This is a genomic window from Sphingomonas sp. PP-F2F-A104-K0414 (assembly GCF_004340945.1).
In the GTDB taxonomy this organism is placed as follows: domain Bacteria; phylum Pseudomonadota; class Alphaproteobacteria; order Sphingomonadales; family Sphingomonadaceae; genus Sphingomonas.
This window is the reverse complement of record NZ_SLYD01000005.1, coordinates 180,858-198,673: the sequence shown is the minus strand read 5'-3', so window position 1 is coordinate 198,673 and position 17,816 is coordinate 180,858. Positions and strand designations below refer to the sequence as shown.

Here is a 17,816-nt window from a genome sequence, read left to right as displayed (position 1 = left end):
GGATTCGCCATCGCCTACACCAGCACCCGGTCCGGCCGCCCGACCTCCTCCAGCACGGTCGTCGAATCGATCTCCATCATCGGTTTGATCAGCCCGTCGCGGATGTCGTAGACCCAGCCGTGGAGCAGCACTTCCTGCCCACGCGCGAACGCCCCCTGGATCGTCTTGGTGCGCGCGAGGCGGACGAGCTGGTCGCGGACGTTGACCTCGACCAGCCGGTTGACCTTCTGCTCGCGGTCGGGCTGCGCGTCGATCTCGTCGGCATGGTCGTGCAAGACGCAGCGCGCGGTGCTGAGCCATTCGTCGACCGGGCCGGTGGTGCCCCCGTCGAGCGTCGCGCGGATTCCGCCGCACGCATAATGGCCGCAGATGATGATGTGGCGCACGCCCAGCACGTCGACCGCATATTGCAGCACCGACATCAGGTTAGTGTCGTCATCCTTCACCAGGTTGGCGATGTTGCGGTGGATGAACATGTTGCCCGGCGGCGTCATCGTCATTTGCTCAGGTCCGACGCGGCTGTCCGAACAACCGATCCACAGGAACTCCGGGTTCTGGCCGACCAGCTGGCGCTGGAAGAAGTCGGCGCTCTCCTCGATGATCTCGGCCGCCCACGCCTTGTTGGCGAGCAGGAGCTGCTTGTACTGCCTCATGCGAAACGGACCTCGGTCTGGGGGGCGTTGATCAGCTTCACCGTGCGCATCGCGAGGTCGCCGCGGATGAGCACCGTGATGCCGCGATACTGCGCGCCCTTGATGAACGCGTTGATGATGTCGACGTTATCGAGATCGACATAGCTGGTCGACGACAAGTCGATCAGCAGATTGGCGTTGTCAGGCACCTTGGCGAGTGCCTTCTGCAGTTCGTATTTGTGGATGAAATACAGGTTGCGGCGTGCGCGGACGAGGCAATCCTCGTCGTCGCAGGCAAAGGTGATCGCGGTACGGAAGTTGCGCGCGACGACGAACACGAAGCCGACCGCCAGGCCGATGACGATGCCTTCGAGCAAGTCGGTGAACAGGATCGCGCCGACCGTGACGACGAATGGGATGAACTGCGTCCAGCCCTGCTGAAAGCGTTCCTTGAACAGCTTGGGCTTGGTCAGCTTGTAGCCGGTCGCGATCAGCACCGCGGCGAGCGCCGACAGCGGGATCAGGTTCAACACCGCGGGGATCAGCGCGACGCTAACCAGCAACCAGAAGCCGTGGAGGATCGTCGACAGCTTGCTCTCCGCCTTCGAATCGACGTTCGCCGACGACCGCACGATCACCGAGGTGACGGGTAGGCCGCCGATCAAACCCGACAGGATATTGCCGCCGCCCTGCGCCATCAGCTCCCAGTTCTTATCGGTCGAGCGGCGGCGCGGATCGATCTCGTCGACTGCCTTGACGCTCAGCAATGACTCAAGGCTGGCGACGATCGCGAGCGTGACTGCGCTGCTCCAGACGATGCCCATCGTGATCCCGGAGAAGTCGGGAAAGGTGAACAGCGACGGGAATTGCGACAGCGTCTGCGTGATAGGGACCTGAACGAGGTGCGTCGCCTGGAGCTGCCAGTCGGGCTTCACGACGCCCAACAGCATGTTGCCGAAGATGCCGATCAGCACGACGACCAGCGGGCCGGGGACGAAGCGCAACGGGCCGTCCTTCGGCTTGGCGCCGTCCCACCAGAACAGGAACGCGAGGCTGATTGATGCGATCAGGATCGCCCCCGGCGTCACGGCCGCGCTCAGGCTGTCGAAGATCCGTGTGAAGGTATTGATGCCGTTCGCGGTCGTGAATTCGAAGATACCCTCGGCTTCGCGATCGAACCCGACGGCATGCGGGATCTGCTTGAGGATCAGGATCAGGCCGATCGCCGCGAGCATGCCGGTGATGACGGAGGACGGCACGAATTCGCTGAGGATGCCGGCGCGGGTCAGCGAGAAGCAAATCTGGAGCACCCCGGCGAGCACGACCGCCATCAGGAACATCTGGTAGCTTGGCATGCTCTCGATCGCGGTGAGCACGATCACCGTGAGGCCGGCGGCGGGGCCGCTGACCGACAGCGGTGATTTGGAGAACAGGCCCACGGCGATGCCGCCGACGATGCCGGAAATGATGCCGGCGAACAGCGGCGCACCCGATGCTAGCGCGACGCCGAGACAGAGGGGCAGCGCAACGAGCGCGACGACGATGGAGGCGGGAAGATCCGCGCGCCACGTGGTAAGCTTTGGAATGAGAGTCGGCACCGATGCTCCTGTCGCTTGGTGTCGGCTGGGAATACGTCCGCACCGGACGCGTCTATCCATGCCACATGACAAATAGTTCATGTTCAGTAAGCGATGAACGGTGGCTGACTCAAGTTGGAATGTTGCGACGCGGAAGATTGTTCGGTCGCACGCGTTTGGGTTGGCTTTGCCGCGCACGGTTGCGTTGTCCGCGCGGACGCCTATCTCGGGCCGCTATGGCGAGAAGCACGACACGATCTTCCGACTGGGGTTTTCCACGCTGGCGCGAGTATGGCGCGAGCAGCGAGGCGGTGACCGTGCGGCTGTGCGACCGGCACGGCTGCAACGAGCCGGGCAATTGTCCTGCGCCGAAATCGCCGAACAGCCCCGATCGCTGGTATTTCTGCATGAACCACGCAGGCGAATATAATCGCGGGTGGAATTACTTCGAAGGCTTGAGCGCGGAAGAAGCCGCCGAGCGCGAAGCGGCCGAGACGCGGACCGCGGACGGCTACACCGATCCCAAGCATTACGCTTGGGCGGGCTCGGGTGATGGCAGCCGCTCGCGTGATGAGATGCGCGCGCTGGAAGTGTTGGATCTGGAGCCGGACGCGACGTTCGAGGACGTGCGCGCGGCATGGCGCAGGATGGCGAAGGCCAACCACCCGGATGTGCGGCCTGATGACAAGGATGCAGCGAAGCGGTTCCAGGGCGTGCAGGCGGCGTATGAGGTGCTGAAGGCGGCTGAAGACCAGCGGACGTGGAAACCGGCGTGATCCGCGTTCTTGCCAGCCGGTGGCAGGGGAGCGTGCTGGTCTGCGGGAAATGTTCGAAGAAGTTGGACGGCGGGTTCGGCGACAAGGGGCGGACGCCTCTGGTCAAGCTGCTGCGTCAGGCGCTCGGCGTGAAGAAGGGCCGCAAGGCGGACCGCGGCGTGGTCGAGGTCAAGTGCCTCGGGGTTTGCCCGAAGAACGCGGTGGTGATGGTGGACGGCGCTCGCCCCGATCGGTGGATGCTGGTGCCGGCTGGGGCTGACGTGAGCGAGGTCGTCGCGTCACTGACCGCCAGCGTGCCGTCACCCTCGCCGCCTTCGGCGTCTCTCCCCCTCCCCTGAGGGGAGAGGGAAGGGGCCCGCGCGGCGCTTGCCGGGTGGGAAGGGTGAGGGCACGTTATTCGGCGTACCGCTCCGCCGTCTCGCGGATCAGCGCGATCATGTTCGGGATCCCTTGAGTCCGGTTCGAACTCAGCTGTTTGCTCAGATCGAACGGCGCCAGTTCCGCCTTGATGTCGGTCGCGACGATCTCGGTCGGCGCCTGATCCTGCACGGTCAGCAACACCAGCGCGATAATCCCCTTAGTGATCGCCGCATTCGAATCCGCCAGGAAATGCAGCCGGCCATCGTCTGTCGTGGTCGGATAGACCCATACCGACGCCGAACACCCCCGCACCAGCGTCGCGTCGGTCTTGAGCGCATCCGGCATCGGTTCGAGCTCTTTGCCGAGATCGATCAGCAGGCGGTAGCGATCGTCGGGTTCGAGGAAGTCATATTCCTCGCGGATGTCGGTGAGGGTGGCCATGGAAGCGGCGGTTACTCCCGAGACGGCTTGCTCGCAACAGTCCGGCTAGCCATATGCTCGAACCCGAGCCGATTGCATTGTGCCGAACTGAAATATCTACCCAAGCCTCTTTCCGTCACCCCAGCGAAAGCTGGGGTCTCCCCGCTATGATGAGACCCAGCTTTCGCTGGGGTGACGGGGGCGGTGGATGTCGAGGCGGTTGGCTTCAGAGATCCACCCCGGCGGCGATCGCCTCGAGCTTCTTGATGCGTTCCTTCAGATCGGCGATCTCGATCCGCGATCCGGTCGACACCGCCGGCATGCGGCCATCCTGCGCGTTATCGAGTTCGAGCCGCCGCAGCGAGAGCCATCCGCGCCATCCGGCCAGTCCGCCGGCGACGATCATCGCGAGGCCCGCAAGGCTCGCCAGCGCCAAGGTGATGTAAAGGTTCGGGTCGATCATGTCCGCCTCCTAGCGGTCGCGGAGCCGCTCGATCTCTCGGTCGAGATCGACGCTCTTGTGGTTGTCGGTGATCACGCGCTCCAGCACCTGGATGCGCTCCTTCATCTGCTGCACCTCGTCGCGCAGACGCAACGTGTCGATGCTGTCGACGGGGTTCTGCTGGATCGTCCCCATCGCGCGGTACCGGGCGTTCAGGACCTTGGCGGCCATCACGATCAGGACGATGCAGACGACCATGGAAAAGGGATTCATCGGTATCTCTCCAACGTCTTGGGCTTAGCGGTCGCGAAGCGCTTCGATCTCGCGCGCGGTGCGCTCGGCGGGGTCGGTGGCGATGCGTTCCAGGACTGCGATCCGCTCCTCAAGCCGCGAGACCTGGCCGGTGAGACGCTCGTTCTCGTTGCTGAGCAGCAGCACCTTGCGGTCACCGGCGACATCGCCCTCCCGCCCGCGTTTGCGGCTACGCATCTCTGGTTCAAAGCCGTGCTTCGCGCGGATCCAGTTGTTGGTGACCCAGGCGATCGGTCCCACCGAAATCGCCACGATCGGTATCATCAAAGCCCAATCCATCGTCTGTCTCCCTGTTGACGCCGCGTCTCAGCGCAGGCTGTCGATCTCTGCCGCAAGGCTATTGCTGTTGCGGCTGGTATAGTGTGTCTCGATGTCGGCAAGGCGGCGGTCGATGTCGCGGAACTTGCTGCGGACCTCGGCGGTCGAGCGCTTCGGGTTCGAGCGGACACCCTGCCAGAACTTCGCGTCGTCGGGTGTCTCGTACAGGCCGATCGGCTTCTTGGGCGCCAACCATGCGGTGGCGAAGTAGCCGAGGATGACCCAGCCGCTGGTGGCGAACGCCAGCACGACCATGGCGACCCGGACGAGCGTGATATCGACGCCCGTATAATCGGCGATCCCCGAGCAGACGCCCTTGAACTTGCCATTTTGCTTGTCGAGGTAGAACTGTGTGCGGCTACCGGACATGTCAGTTTCTCCGTTCGAAGGGGCGGTCGGCCTGGCGGTCGCTGTCGCGATCGAGCCGGTATGGCGAGTCCGACTGGGTGGTGCCGAGGCCCGGCTTCCAGTCGGGATTGTCGGCGGCGATGATCCGTTCGACGGTCATCACCCGGTCTTCGAGGCGACGCGCGAGCATCTGCATCTCGTCGAGCAGCCGCTCGTCCTCGTCGGTGATCTTGGGCGCGGTCTTCCACTTGGTGACATAGTGGAGGATCACCCAGGGCAGCCCGACGAAGAGCGTGGCGCATACGAGTACGGTGTCCATCTCAATCGTCCTTCTTCATGCGCGCCTTGAGCGCGGCGAGCTGGGCGTTGACCTTGTCGTCGCTGCGCAGTTCGGCGATTTCCTCTTCGAGCGACTTCACGACGCCGAGCCCCATCGCATCCGCGCGGCCCTCGGCCTCGTCGACGCGGCGGTCGAGGATGTCGAACCGGCTGAACGCCTCGTGCGTCTTCGGCCCGTTGTACATCTCGCGCAGCCGGGTGCGATTGTTCGCGCTCTCAAGCCGGGTCTGCACCGCGTTCTGCTTGGTGCGCGCCTCGCGGAGCTTGGTCTGGAGCTTGGCGATGTCCTCTTCCGATGCCCGCAGCGCATCGTCGAGCACACCGACTTCGGCCTTGAGCTGCTCGGCCATGTCGAACGCCTTCTGGCGTTCCACGAGCGCCGCCTTGGCGAGGTCCTCGCGGTCCTTGCTCAGCGCCAGTTCGGCCTTCTCGGTCCAGTTGTCCTGGAGCTGCTCGAGCTTCGAGATATGGCGGCGCATCTCCTTCTGGTCGGCGATGGTGCGCGCAGCGGAGGCGCGAACCTCGACCAGCGTTTCCTCCATCTCGAGGATGATCATGCGGATCATCTTCGACGGATCTTCGGCCTTCTCGATGAGATCGGCGAAGTTGGCGGCGACGATGTCGCGGGTGCGGGAAAAGATGCCCATGTAAATCCTACTCCAGGGGTCGGCCCGAGGCTCTAAGCCGTCGGGGTCTTATGCCACGATCGAGGTGTGAACCGCGATAGGCGTTGTGTTGGTTGCGATCGCTGGGCCGACTGCGCCGAGGACGCAGGTTGCGCTGACGACGATGGTGCAGAGGGTGGCGGCGACGGTGCGGGCGATGTTGGTGTTGAACATGGTGGGTCCCCTTTAAGACTGGTTGGTTCCGCTATTCGGCGGGTTGCCTGAAGCATTGCATCTGTCGTGCCAGTTTCGAAAATGGCGGAATTGCAGTGGTTTGCGCGATTTTAGATGATCGGGCGGTGGCGTAAGCTTGCCAAGAGTTGGGAATTCGCGCCACATCTTCGCCATGGAGCGAACGACACAGGTCATCGGCGAGTCCGGCACGTTCATGGCGGCGCTCGAACGCGCCTCGCGGGCGGCGGCATTGGACCGCCCGGTGCTGGTGATCGGCGAGCGCGGTACGGGCAAGGAGCTGGTCGCCGAACGCCTTCACCGTCTCTCGCCGCGGTGGGATCAGCCGCTGGTGATCATGAACTGCGCCGCGCTGCCCGAGATGCTGATCGAGGCGGAATTGTTCGGGCACGAGGCGGGCGCGTTCACCGGTGCGACCAAGGCGCGGGTCGGGCGGTTCGAGGAGGCCGATGGGGGGACGCTGTTCCTCGACGAACTGGGGACGCTGTCAATGGCGGCGCAGGACCGCCTGCTGCGCGCGGTCGAATATGGCGAGATCACCCGGATCGGCTCGTCGCGGCCGATGCGGGTCGACGTGCGGATCGTGGCCGCGACCAACGAGCATCTGCCGGACAAGGTCGACCGGCACGAGTTTCGCGCGGATTTGCTCGATCGGCTGTCGTTCGAGGTGGTGACGCTGCCGCCGCTGCGTGCGCGGACCGGCGACGTGGTGGTGCTGGCGGAGCATTTCGGGCGGCGGATGGCGTCCGAGCTCGGTCGCGAGCGCTGGGAGGGGTTTGGCCCGGCGGCGATGGACGCGCTGATCGCGTATCGCTGGCCGGGGAACGTCCGCGAACTGCGCAACGTCGTCGAGCGCGCGGTGTATCGCTGGGAACAGGCCGGGCCGATCGACGCGATCGAGATCGACCCGTTCCAGTCACCGCACCGTCCGGGGGCCTCGACCGCGCCCAAACCTATGGTTATGGCTCCGCGCCCGGCCGAAGCGGATGAAGGCGAAGACCCGGTCGTCGCGTGCGAAGAAGGCCCCTCGGACTTCAAGTCCCGCGTATCCCGCTTCGAACGCGACCTGCTCTCGCGCGCGCTGTCCGAACACCGCTTCAACCAGCGCGCCACCGCGGAGGCGCTGGGCCTGAGCTACGACCAACTCCGCCACGCCCTGAAACGCCACGACCTGCTCAACGCAGGCGCTTGAGCCACAACCACCCGTCATCCTGACGAAAGTGAGGACCCAGAGCCAAGCAGGGCGGCGTTCGTAACCCTGGGTCCTGACTTTCGTCAGGATGACGATCTGGCGTCGTTACGCACTCTTCCCCACCAGCCCCGCCAGCTTCTTCAACTTCGGCGCGACCATCGGCACGGTCAGCATCGTGCTCGCCAGCGCCATCAGCAGCAGCGCGGTGAAGGTCTCGTTGGTGATGATCTTCTTATCCAGCAGGATGTTGACGAAGATGATCATGATCAGCGCCTTGGTCTGGAGCAGCCAGCCGATCGCCGAAGCCTCGCCCGGCCGCCATTTCAGGATACGCCCGGCGGCGTGAACACCGATCAGCTTGCCGCCGACCGACGCGACCAGCAGCAACGCCGCTGCGGCGAAGACCGCATAGCCGCCGACCGCCCACTGCGTCTTCAACCCCGTCGACAGGAAGAACACCGGCATCACCGCGAGCAGCACGAAGTGGCGGAACTGGTCCATCTTCGCGGTCGTGAACCATTTCGAATCGAGCACCGCGCCCGACAGGAACGCGCCGACCATGAAATGCAGCCCCGCCCAGTCCGCCGCGAACCCGCAGCCGGCCAGCCAGATCAGGCTGACATACCAGCGATCGCGTTCCTCGATCCGCGCCATCAGTTTCCGAACGATCAACGTGGCCACCGCGAAGCCGAGCAGGAAGCCACCCTGCCGGCCAACCCGCTCCCAGTCGAGCAGGATCAGCGCGAGCACGCCCCAGATCGCGATGTCGTCAAGGCTGGCATAGCGCAGGATACGCTGGCCGATCGGTTCGCGCAGGATCTCGAGCTTGTCGAGGAAGAGGACGAGGATCGGCAGCGCAGTGACCGCACAGGCCATGCCGATGCCGAGCACCACTTGCCACGTCGCGCCGTCCGGCCCGCGCCAGCCGGGATACCGCAGCATCAGCACGGCGGCGATGCTACCGGTGATCAGCGGTACCGCAAGCGCCAGCCCTGCGGTGACGCCGGTCTCGCCGCGCCGCTTCCACGCCTCACCGAGATCGAGCTCGATCCCCGCGACCCATACGAACATCATCACCGCCCACCACGCGATGCCGTTGAGCGAGCCCAGCGTCGCGGGCGTGAAGACCGTCGCGTAATAGTCGGGATACGCCGCGCCCAGCACGCCCGGCCCCAGCAGGATGCCGCCGAAGATCTGCACTACCACGAGCGGCGCCCAGTAATCGGTCCGCCCCAGCCGCCACACTAGATACGGCACGGTGAAGATGATGAGTATCGCGAGGAGGAAGACCTCCGTCGGCGTCATGGCGTGCATGTGGATCCCCCGCGCCGATCGGTTCCCCCCGCCGGCTTCGTTTCGGTCGCGATAGTATTCGGTGAAACCGGGCGCGGCAATATGCGGACGCGACGATACGCCCAGCGCTGACCGATCTCCGCGCTGCGTCATTTCGGGACAGGGCATGATAGCGCGCTCGGATCGGCTCGCCGAACGTCTGCGTTCCGTGCGATTGAACGCTGTGCGCCGCAGACGCCGGCGGAGGAGGATTTCGATGAAACGATCGTTGCTGGCGCTCGCGCTGTTCGCTGTTCCCGCGTTCGCGCAAGGCGCTGCGCCGTTCACGGTCAACGGTCAGGGATTCGCAACGCTGCAGGAGGCGGTGTCGTCGGTCCGCATGGGCACCGCGACGATCCTAATCGCGCCCGGCACGTACCGGCAATGCGCCGTCCAGGCGGGCGGCCACATCACCTTCAAGGCGGTTCAACCCGGCACCGCGATCTTCGAGAGAGTGGCCTGCGAGGACAAGGCGGCCTTGGTGCTGCGCGGGCAGAGCTCGGTGGTCGATGGCCTCGTTTTCCGCGGCTACCGCGTGTCGGACGGCAACGGTGCCGGCATCCGGACCGAAATGGGCGACCTGACCGTCACCAACGCCATGTTCCTCGACAGCCAGGAAGGTATTCTCGGCGGCCAGCCGACCGGTCAGACGATCACGATCGATCACTCGACCTTTGCCGGGCTCGGACAGTGCGACGAGGCGCCGAACTGTGCTCACGGGATCTATCTCGCCAACCAGGGCCGCGTGATCGTCACCAACTCGCGGTTCGAGCGCGGCACCGGCGGTCATTACGTCAAGGTGCGCGCGCCCAATGTGACGATCACCGACAACAGCTTCGACGACACCGGCGGGCGCAAGACCAACTACATGATCGACCTGCCCGACGGCGCCACCGGCCTGATCGCGCGCAATACCTTCGTGCAGGGCAAGCAGAAGGAGAACGGCTCGGCGCTGATCGTCGTCGCTGCGGAGGCGAAGACTTACCCGTCGACCGGGTTGCGGGTGGAGGACAACGACGCGCGACTGACGGCGGGGGATGCGCACACGCCCGCGTTCATCGTCGACTTCAGTCATGACTGGCTGGCGATCGGCGCGAACCGGATCGGGACCGGGTTGAAGCCGTTCGAGACGCGCTGACAGCGAAGAACGCCGCTAAGCCGTAGCTCCCACCGGAACCGTCACCCCAGCGAAAGCTGGGGTATCCCAGTTGGAACGGGACGCGCGCCACACGGGGATATCCCAGCTTTCGCTGGGATGACGGGTTAAGGGGCGGGGGGGCAGTGCAGGCTGCTGATGTTGCAACCGACGAAGCGGCAGCACCGCGCCAACCCAGAAAAATATGTTCTTACGCGAAGGCGGGAGCCCAGGCTGGACTCCCGCCTTCGCGGGAGAACATACTAGGCGAGCGTCATGTGCCTCAGCTTGGGCAGGTGCTCGCAGCGCTTGGATCGAGATCGAGGCACCGCCCGTCCAGTCCGTTCACCGGCAACCCGATCGTCGCCGCCAAGGTCGGCACGATATCCACCGTCTCCACCGACAGCGGCTGCTCGAACCCGGTCATCCCCTTGCGCCAGAACAGGATCGGCACGCGGCGGTCGTAATCCCAGGGCGACCCGTGCGTCTCGACATAGCCGCCCGCCGGCGACACGATCGTGGTCACACGCGGTTTGAGCAGGACCACCATCTGGCCCGAGCGCTCCGGATAGAAGGACGCGCGCGCACGCTCGATCAGCGTCCAGGTCTCGGGCGGGCTCTTCGCCATCGGCGTTGCCATGATCTCGGCGGCGGAATACGCCCCCGCGACCTGCGGCAGCGCGCGATAGCGGCGGAGCGCCTCGGCTAGCACCTTCGTCCGCGTTTTTTCCGGCAGCGAGTCGTCGATATAGACGTCGCCCTCGGTCCCGAGCAGCACGCTTCTCGGCAGCCCCATGTCCTTGGCAATCGCAGTGCCGACCTGCTTGGCGAGGACATTCTCGTCCATATGCGCCTCCATCGGCATCGCGCGCTGCTGCTGGCGCTCGGTCGCGTCGTGCGCGCCGTGATCCGCGGTCAGCACGACTTCGTAATCGACCCCGGTTTCGTCCATCACGTTGAAGAAATCGCCCAGCGTCTTATCGAGCTGCGCCATCTGGATGCACATCTCCGAGCCCTGCGTACCGTAGGTATGCCCGATATAATCGGTCGCCGACGCGCCGATATCGATGATGTCGGTCTGCGGCCCCTTGCCGAGCTTCATGTCCTGCACCAGCGCTGCCGCCATCGCGAACACCGCGGCGTCGGACGCGGGCGACACGCGGAAGCCCTTGGCATCCCCCGCCTCGCGCTCGAAGCGACCCTGGCCGTACGTCTTGCCCGCGATCACGATCGGATGGTTCACGCCCGCGCAATAGCCCGGCAACGGCAGCGCCGCCTGCGGCTTGGCGATCAGCGCGGCGACCGCGTCGCGCGTACGCTGCACCGCCGGCGGCACCGCGCGGCCGGCATAGGAGACATAGGTCTTGCCGTCCCACCACCAGAGCTCGTCGACCTTGTGGCCGCCCATCATCACCGCCGCGCGATCCTTGCCCGCGACCGACACGGAGCGGGTGCGTGGATCACGCGCCTTCATCATCTCGCCGAGCGTCGGCACCTTCAGGTGCATGTCGGACACGGTGTAGCTGTCGTGCGTGCTGCCGGTGACGCGCTCGTCCTCCGAGCAATAGACGATCTTGTCGGGCCGTCCGGCGCGCTGGTCGACCCAGTTGTTGGCGATGATCCCGGTATGCGCGGGCCGCATGCCGGTCAGGATCGTCGAATGGCCGGGGCACGTCTCGGTCGCGGCATGGCTCTGATATCCGCTCGGAAACACCGCGCCGTTCAGTAGCCGTGTGAAGCCGCCGGTATAGTGATTGCGATATTGCTGGAACAGGTCGGCGGCGAACTGGTCGACCGAGATCGCGACGATCAGTTTCGGCGGGGTGGTCGGCGTCGCCGCAGGGGCAGGGGCGGGCGCAGGAGGCGCCATCTGCGCGGAGACCGATGCGGCCGAGGTCAGCAGGAGCGCGGCGATAAGTGCTTTCACGAACAGTCCTTTAGCCAGCGACGACCATAAAGCGCGGTCGTCGCTTTGAAGTGCAATACGACAAGGTCACCGCTATGGCTTTGCGCGATGAACGAAACAAGGATGGCCATGCGCGGATTACGTTGCGTCCTGATGACGGTCTTGCTGGCCGTCTGCGGGCTGGCGAGTGCGCCAACGTTTGCGGAATCGCTGAACGGCTCGAGCCAGCATCTGATGATGAAGCTGGTTGCCGAGAGCGATCACCCCAAGGCCGGCGCACCGCTGACGATCGCGCTGGCAACGACGCCCGAAACCGGCTGGCACGGCTATTGGCGCAACCCCGGCGACGCGGGTTTTCCGGCGACGTTCGACTGGACGCTGCCGACGGGCGCGAAGGCGGGCGAGCCCGAATGGCCGGTACCGACGACGCTGCTGATCGCGGGCCTTATGAACTATGTCTACGAGGCGCCCTATGCGCCGCTCGTGACCATCCAGGTCCCGGCCGGGCTGACGGCGGGGACCAAATTTCCGATCCGCCTGAAGACGAGCTATCTCGTCTGCTCCGCGACGATCTGCGTGCCCGAGGAAAAGGCGCTGTCGCTCGACCTGACGATCGGTGATGGCGCGCCGTCGCAGGCGGCCGCGTTCGCTGGCTGGCGGCAGGCGATTCCGAAGCCACTCGATGCCGGTGCGACCTATGCGGCGAACAACGGCACCATGCGGATCGCCATCCCGTTCCCCGCAGGCGCGAAGGTCGACAAGGCGTATTTCTTCCCGGTCACCACCGGCGTGATCGAGAATGGCGCGGCGCAAACGGTTACGCGTGACGGAGACCGGCTGACGATCAGCACCAAGATCGCGGCCAATGCCAAGACCGGCGGCCCGATCGAGGGCGTGCTGCGGATCGGCGAAGGGCAGGGGCTGGGCGTCAAGGCGACGCCCGGCGTAGTGGGCGATGCGGCCGGCAGCGGCTCGACCAGCGCTAGCGGTGCGAGCATCTGGCTGACCGCGCTGATCGCGTTCTCTGGCGCAGTGCTGGGCGGCTTGATCCTGAACATCATGCCGTGCGTGTTCCCGATCCTCAGCCTCAAGGCACTCAGCCTCGCGCGGGGCGGTGCGAGCGAGAAGGACGCGCGCGGCGAGGCCTTGGCCTACACCGCCGGCGTCGTGCTGGTCTGCCTCGGGCTCGGTGCCGCGATCCTGGCGCTCCGCGCGGGCGGCTCCGCGGTCGGCTGGGCATTCCAGTTGCAGCATCCCGCGGCGATCGTCGTCCTGCTGCTGCTGAGCGCGGCGATCGCGTTTAATCTCGCCGGGCTGTTCGAAGTGCCGACGCCGCGCTTTGCCGGCGAGAGTGGCGCGAGCGGGGCGTTCGCGACCGGTGCGCTGGCGGCGTTCATCGCGACGCCGTGTACCGGGCCGTTCATGGGTGCGGCGCTCGGCGCGGCGCTGGTGCTGCCGTGGCCGGCGGCGCTCGCCGTGTTCGGCGGGCTCGGGATCGGGCTTTCGCTCCCGTTCCTCGCGATCGGGTTCATTCCGTCGTGGCGGCGGTGGCTGCCCAAGCCAGGTGTGTGGATGGAAACGTTCCGCCATATCCTGTCGGTGCCGATGTTCCTGACCGCGATCGCGCTCGGCTGGGTGCTCGGGCGACAGACTGGCGTCGATACGCTGACGCTGGCCTTGGTCGCGGTGCTGGCGGTCGGCGCGGTGCTCTGGGTCGGTGGCACCCGCCAGCGCAAGGGCAAGGCGTTCGGCGTGGCGGCACAGGTCGCGCTGGCGGTGGTGTTCGTCGGCAGCGCGGTTCTGATCGCGCGCGCGCCACCGGCGGCGGCGAAGGTCGCCACAGCAGGGGACGAGCCGTTCACCGAGGCCCGGCTCGCATCGCTGCGGGCCGAAAAGCGCCCGGTGTTCGTGTATTTCACCGCCGACTGGTGCCTGACGTGCAAGGTCAACGAGAAGGCTGCGATCGATACGGCCGGCGTGCGTGACGCGTTCGCCCAGCACAAGGTCGCGGCGTTGATCGGCGACTGGACCGACGGCGACCCGGTAATGGGCCGTTTCATCCAGGCCCACAACCGCGCCGGCGTGCCGCTGTACCTGTACTACGCACCGGGCGCTGCCGAGCCGACCGTCCTCCCGCAGGTCCTGACGCCGGGCCTGCTCGAAGGGCTGGGTGCCTAAGCGTATTGCAATCCTCCCCCGCCAGGGGGAGGTGGCGACGGAGGGAGGGGCGACAAACTTCATTGCGCGTCCTCCCCCTCCGACTGGAAAGCGCCAGCCACCTTCCCCGGCGGGGGAGGATCAGAGACCACACCTCGCCAGTCATATTCTTGACTTGTGCAGCGCAGCGAAGCGTTGCAGCATGGAACCGTAACGCTTGATGGGGAATTGACCGTTCCGATGGGGAAACAGGCGTTCGACGAAATCATGGGGACGCCGGGCGATACGACCGCTCGTCCCGAACTCGCGGCTCTCGGGCATTGGATCGAGGAGACGCCCGACGCCGAGCTTCGTCGCAGGCAGGAAGCCGCCGAGACGACGTTCCGCCAGCTGGGCATTACCTTCGCAGTCTACGGTGAGAACGAGGCGGCAGAACGGATCATTCCGTTCGACATCGTTCCGCGCGTGTTTCTGCATGACGAGTGGACGCGCCTCTCAGAAGGGCTGGTCCAGCGCGTCGAGGCGATCAACGCGTTCCTCAACGATATCTACGGCGAGCGTCGCATCCTGAAGGAGGGCATCCTCCCCGAGGACCTCGTTCTCGGCAACGCGCAGTTCCGCCCCGAGATCGCCGGCATCCGCCCGCCGCACGGCGTCTGGGCGCATATCTGCGGGATCGACCTCGTCCGCACCGGCCCCGATGATTTCTTCGTGCTCGAGGACAATGCGCGCACGCCGTCGGGTGTCAGCTACATGCTGGAGAACCGCGAGGCGATGCTGAGGCTCTGCCCCGAACTGTTCCGCGAGTTCCGCGTCGCGGCGGTCGACAGCTATCCCGACCTCCTGCTCGAGACGATGAAGTCGGTCGCGCCGCACGGCACGGGCTCCAACCCAACGTGTGTGCTGTTGACCCCCGGCCACTACAACTCCGCCTATTACGAGCACAGCTTCCTCGCCGACTCGATGGGGATCGAACTCGTCGAGGCCGCAGATCTGGTCGTCGACGACGACATCGTCTGGATGCGGACGATCGCGGGACGGGTGAAGGTCGACGTGATCTATCGCCGGATAGACGACGATTATCTAGACCCGCTCGTGTTCCGCCCGGACTCCGCGCTCGGCGTTCCCGGGCTGATCGCCGCCTATGCGGCCGGCAACGTCGCGATCATGAACGCGCCGGGCAACGGCATCGCCGACGACAAGGCGATTTACAGCTATATGCCCGACATCGTGAAATTCTATTCCGGCGGCGAGTGTAAGCTGCGCAACGTCGAGACGTGGCGCTGCCGCGAACCGCAGGCGCTGCAATACGTTCTCGACAACCTCAAGGACGTCGTCGTCAAGCTGGTCGACGGCTCCGGGGGCTATGGCATGCTGGTCGGCCCGACCGCATCGAAGCAGGAGATCGAGGATTTCCGCGCCGCGCTCATTGCTGAACCGCACCGCTACATCGCGCAGCCGACGCTGGCGCTGTCGACCGTCCCGACGATGGCCGATGGTGGCCTATCCCCACGCCACGTCGATTTCCGCCCGTTCGTGTTGAGCGGATCGAAGGGCGTGCAGGTCGTTCCTGGCGGCCTCACCCGCGTCGCGCTGAAGGAAGGCTCGCTGGTGGTGAATTCCAGCCAGGGTGGCGGGACGAAAGACAGCTTCGTGCTTATGGCGGAACAGTCGCAGCGGATCACGCGTGGTGCGATGACGCAGACGATGGGCGGCATGACGCAGACCTTGGGTGGAGACGCCTGATGCTCTCGCGTACCGCATCGTCGCTCTACTGGCTCGGCCGCTATTTCGAGCGCGCTGATTTCATCGCCCGGCTGGTCGAGGCTACCGTGCGTCTCGACGTCCTTTCGTCACAGCCTGCGGGCGAGGCGGCCTGGGCCTCCGCGCTTGCCGTCACCGAGACCGAGGAACCGTTCGCGACGCTCGGCGGCAATCTTAGCCAGACCGAAGTCGTCCGCTTCCTGACGCTCGATTCGAGCCATCCCGGCTCGATCGTGCGCTGCGTCGACATGGCGCGCAACAACGCCAAGGCGGTGCGCACCGCGCTGACCCGCGAGGCGTGGACCGCGATCAACCGCGCGTGGCTGTTGTTCGAGAACCGGACGATTCCGCGCAGCACCACCGACCAGATGAACCTAGTGGAGGCGGTGAAGACCGAGACACGCGGGTTCGAAGGCGCGATCCACCGGATGCTGCGCAACCAGACGACGTGGTTTATCCGGCTCGGGCAAGCGGTCGAGCGCGCCGACAACACGGCGCGGTTGCTGGACGTCAAATACCATATTTTGCTGCCCGAGGGGCAGAAGATCGGTGGCGCGATCGATCGCGACCAGTGGACCACGATCCTGCAGACGGTGTCGGCGGTGACCGCGTATCGCTGGCTTTACAGCGACGGCCTGAGGCCGGCAGACGTGATTGACCTTTTGATCGCCCGCGCGGAACTGCCGCGCAGCCTGGCGGCGTCGGTCGAGGAGACGGTCGACGTGCTCAACCTGCTGGCGAAACGCACGGGCAACCACGGGGAGGCGGACAGGATGGCACGAATGCGCGCATCGCGAATGGCCAAGACGCGGTCTGGGGAAGTGATCGCCTCGGGCCTGCACCAGTATCTGCAGGCCTTCATCGCCGAGAATGCGCTGCTCCACGGCGCGATCGGCCGCCAGTTCAAGTTCCATTGATGCGGCTGTCGATCGATCACCACACGATCTACCGCTTCACCCAGCCACAGGGCCGGCTGGTCCAGATGCTTCGGCTGACACCCGAGAATACGCACGACCAGACCGTGGCGTCGTGGCGGATCGACGTCGATTGCGATGCGCGGTTGCGGCCGGGGCGTGACGGGTTCGGCAACGCGGTGACGATGCTGTACGCCGAGGGGCCCGTCGACGGGATCGAGATCACCGTTAAGGGCGAGGTGCTGACGAGTCACTCCGACGGTGTCCTGCACGGTGTCCACGAGACATTGCCGCCGGCGCTGTTCCTGCGCGCGACCGAGGCGACGGCGTTCGACCCTGCGATCGCCGAGTTTGCGGCGGATGCGGTGGTCGGGGCGCGCGATCGCGTCGGGGCGTTGCACCGGCTCAACCGCGCGCTGCATGGGCAGTTCGTGTTCGACGCCGGTCGGCCCGAACCGGGGCTCACCGCGGGTGCGGCGTTCCGGAAGGACAGCGCTACGCCGCGCGACATGGCGCAGATCTTTGCGGTCGCCGCGCGGTCCTTGGGGGCACCGGCGCGGTACGTGTCGGGCTATCATCACAACGACCATGAGGTGGTCCACTTCCCGACCCCGCATGGCTGGGCGGAGGCATATGTCGACGGGCTCGGCTGGGTCGGGTTCGATCCCTGCACGGGGATGTCGCCCGAGGAGCATTACGTTCGCGTCGCGATGGCGCTCGATGCGGCGGGGGCGGCGCCGGTCGCAGGGTCGCGGCTGGGCGAGGGCGGCGAGGAACTCGACGTCGACGTGGTGGTACAGCGGGAAGACTAAAAAGCTTGTTTCCCCGCAGAGGCGGAGACCCAGACTGGGCTCCCGCCTTCGCGGGAGAACAAGGGCGCCTGTGTTTGGACTGTCGAGTAATCAGCAGCGAATTGCCAGTACTGCACCTCCCCGGCGAAGGCCGGGGTCCAGTTGGAAAGGTGGAAGTAACGAAGCGTTGCCCTTGATCATCTACCTTTCCCAACTGGGCCCCGGCCTTCGCCGGGGAGGTGGT

General features: G+C 65.6%; 20 protein-coding genes. 8 read left to right on the top strand and 12 right to left on the bottom strand.

Annotation, left to right across the window (positions count from 1 at the left end; all coding sequences use genetic code 11):
- Positions 1–14: 14 nt before the first annotated feature.
- Positions 15–653, bottom strand: a complete 639-nt coding sequence (locus C8J46_RS13375) for a carbonic anhydrase (protein ID WP_132740036.1) — start codon at positions 651–653, stop codon at positions 15–17.
- The gene (locus tag C8J46_RS13370; protein WP_132896798.1) at positions 650–2,230 is read right to left on the bottom strand and encodes a SulP family inorganic anion transporter; all 1,581 of its coding nucleotides are present in this window, start codon (positions 2,228–2,230) and stop codon (positions 650–652) included. The genes C8J46_RS13375 and C8J46_RS13370 overlap by 4 nt, the downstream gene beginning before the upstream one ends.
- A 215-nt stretch (positions 2,231–2,445) precedes the next feature.
- Between C8J46_RS13370 and C8J46_RS13365 the strand changes: the two genes are divergently transcribed.
- A complete protein-coding gene (locus C8J46_RS13365; RefSeq protein WP_132740030.1) occupies positions 2,446–2,985 on the top strand; it encodes a J domain-containing protein in 540 nt (179 codons plus the stop codon).
- Positions 2,982–3,323 carry a (2Fe-2S) ferredoxin domain-containing protein gene (locus C8J46_RS13360; RefSeq protein ID WP_207894178.1) on the top strand — a complete coding sequence of 114 codons (342 nt, stop codon included), beginning with the start codon at positions 2,982–2,984 and terminating at the stop codon, positions 3,321–3,323. The genes C8J46_RS13365 and C8J46_RS13360 overlap by 4 nt, the downstream gene beginning before the upstream one ends.
- 55 nt (positions 3,324–3,378) lie before the next feature.
- On the opposite strand, the gene C8J46_RS13355 is transcribed toward C8J46_RS13360, so the two are convergent.
- The 8 genes from C8J46_RS13355 to C8J46_RS20860 form a co-directional block, all read right to left on the bottom strand.
- Positions 3,379–3,786 (bottom strand): SufE family protein, encoded by a 408-nt coding sequence (locus C8J46_RS13355; protein WP_132740027.1) that lies wholly within the window; start codon positions 3,784–3,786, stop codon positions 3,379–3,381.
- A 205-nt stretch (positions 3,787–3,991) separates the two neighbouring features.
- Positions 3,992–4,228 (bottom strand): hypothetical protein, encoded by a 237-nt coding sequence (locus C8J46_RS13350; protein ID WP_132740023.1) that lies wholly within the window; start codon positions 4,226–4,228, stop codon positions 3,992–3,994.
- Between the two features lie 9 nt (positions 4,229–4,237).
- On the bottom strand, positions 4,238–4,480 hold the full coding sequence (locus C8J46_RS13345) for a hypothetical protein (RefSeq protein WP_132740020.1): 243 nt from the start codon (positions 4,478–4,480) through the stop codon (positions 4,238–4,240).
- A 24-nt stretch (positions 4,481–4,504) separates the two neighbouring features.
- The gene (locus tag C8J46_RS13340; RefSeq protein WP_243643378.1) at positions 4,505–4,783 is read right to left on the bottom strand and encodes a hypothetical protein; all 279 of its coding nucleotides are present in this window, start codon (positions 4,781–4,783) and stop codon (positions 4,505–4,507) included.
- A 42-nt stretch (positions 4,784–4,825) separates the two neighbouring features.
- The gene (pspC, locus tag C8J46_RS13335; RefSeq protein ID WP_132740014.1) at positions 4,826–5,206 is read right to left on the bottom strand and encodes an envelope stress response membrane protein PspC; all 381 of its coding nucleotides are present in this window, start codon (positions 5,204–5,206) and stop codon (positions 4,826–4,828) included.
- A gap of 1 nt (position 5,207) precedes the next feature.
- Positions 5,208–5,504 (bottom strand): envelope stress response membrane protein PspB, encoded by a 297-nt coding sequence (pspB, locus tag C8J46_RS13330; RefSeq protein WP_132740011.1) that lies wholly within the window; start codon positions 5,502–5,504, stop codon positions 5,208–5,210.
- Position 5,505: 1 nt separating this feature from the next.
- A complete protein-coding gene (pspA, locus tag C8J46_RS13325) occupies positions 5,506–6,171 on the bottom strand; it encodes a phage shock protein PspA (protein WP_056058229.1) in 666 nt (221 codons plus the stop codon).
- 48 nt (positions 6,172–6,219) lie between these two features.
- Positions 6,220–6,363: a hypothetical protein gene (locus C8J46_RS20860; RefSeq protein WP_165886549.1), complete on the bottom strand. Its 144-nt coding sequence runs from the start codon at positions 6,361–6,363 to the stop codon at positions 6,220–6,222.
- Between the two features lie 172 nt (positions 6,364–6,535).
- Between C8J46_RS20860 and pspF the strand changes: the two genes are divergently transcribed.
- Complete coding sequence (gene pspF / locus C8J46_RS13320) at positions 6,536–7,573, top strand: phage shock protein operon transcriptional activator (RefSeq protein WP_132740008.1); 1,038 nt, start codon at positions 6,536–6,538, stop codon at positions 7,571–7,573.
- A gap of 105 nt (positions 7,574–7,678) precedes the next feature.
- On the opposite strand, the gene C8J46_RS13315 is transcribed toward pspF, so the two are convergent.
- A complete protein-coding gene (locus tag C8J46_RS13315; protein WP_132740005.1) occupies positions 7,679–8,887 on the bottom strand; it encodes a cation:proton antiporter in 1,209 nt (402 codons plus the stop codon).
- A gap of 235 nt (positions 8,888–9,122) precedes the next feature.
- On the opposite strand from C8J46_RS13315, the gene C8J46_RS13310 reads away from it, so the two are divergent.
- A complete protein-coding gene (locus C8J46_RS13310; RefSeq protein WP_132740002.1) occupies positions 9,123–10,043 on the top strand; it encodes a right-handed parallel beta-helix repeat-containing protein in 921 nt (306 codons plus the stop codon).
- 280 nt (positions 10,044–10,323) lie between these two features.
- Here the strand turns inward: C8J46_RS13310 and C8J46_RS13305 are convergent, their stop codons facing one another.
- Complete coding sequence (locus C8J46_RS13305; protein ID WP_165886568.1) at positions 10,324–11,910, bottom strand: alkaline phosphatase family protein; 1,587 nt, start codon at positions 11,908–11,910, stop codon at positions 10,324–10,326.
- Between the two features lie 165 nt (positions 11,911–12,075).
- Here C8J46_RS13305 and C8J46_RS13300 point away from each other — a divergent pair, with 165 nt between their 5' ends.
- The 4 genes from C8J46_RS13300 to C8J46_RS13285 all read left to right on the top strand — a co-directional run bounded on the left by C8J46_RS13300 (position 12,076) and on the right by C8J46_RS13285 (position 17,593).
- Positions 12,076–14,124 carry a protein-disulfide reductase DsbD domain-containing protein gene (locus C8J46_RS13300; RefSeq protein ID WP_207894177.1) on the top strand — a complete coding sequence of 683 codons (2,049 nt, stop codon included), beginning with the start codon at positions 12,076–12,078 and terminating at the stop codon, positions 14,122–14,124.
- A 219-nt stretch (positions 14,125–14,343) separates the two neighbouring features.
- Complete coding sequence (locus C8J46_RS13295) at positions 14,344–15,849, top strand: circularly permuted type 2 ATP-grasp protein (RefSeq protein WP_132740786.1); 1,506 nt, start codon at positions 14,344–14,346, stop codon at positions 15,847–15,849.
- Entirely contained in the window at positions 15,849–16,784 is a 936-nt protein-coding gene (locus tag C8J46_RS13290) for an alpha-E domain-containing protein (protein WP_132739993.1), read from the top strand. The genes C8J46_RS13295 and C8J46_RS13290 overlap by 1 nt, the downstream gene beginning before the upstream one ends.
- Positions 16,784–17,593 carry a transglutaminase family protein gene (locus tag C8J46_RS13285; RefSeq protein WP_132739990.1) on the top strand — a complete coding sequence of 270 codons (810 nt, stop codon included), beginning with the start codon at positions 16,784–16,786 and terminating at the stop codon, positions 17,591–17,593. Before C8J46_RS13290 ends, C8J46_RS13285 begins: the two co-directional genes overlap by 1 nt.
- Positions 17,594–17,816 lie beyond the last annotated feature (223 nt).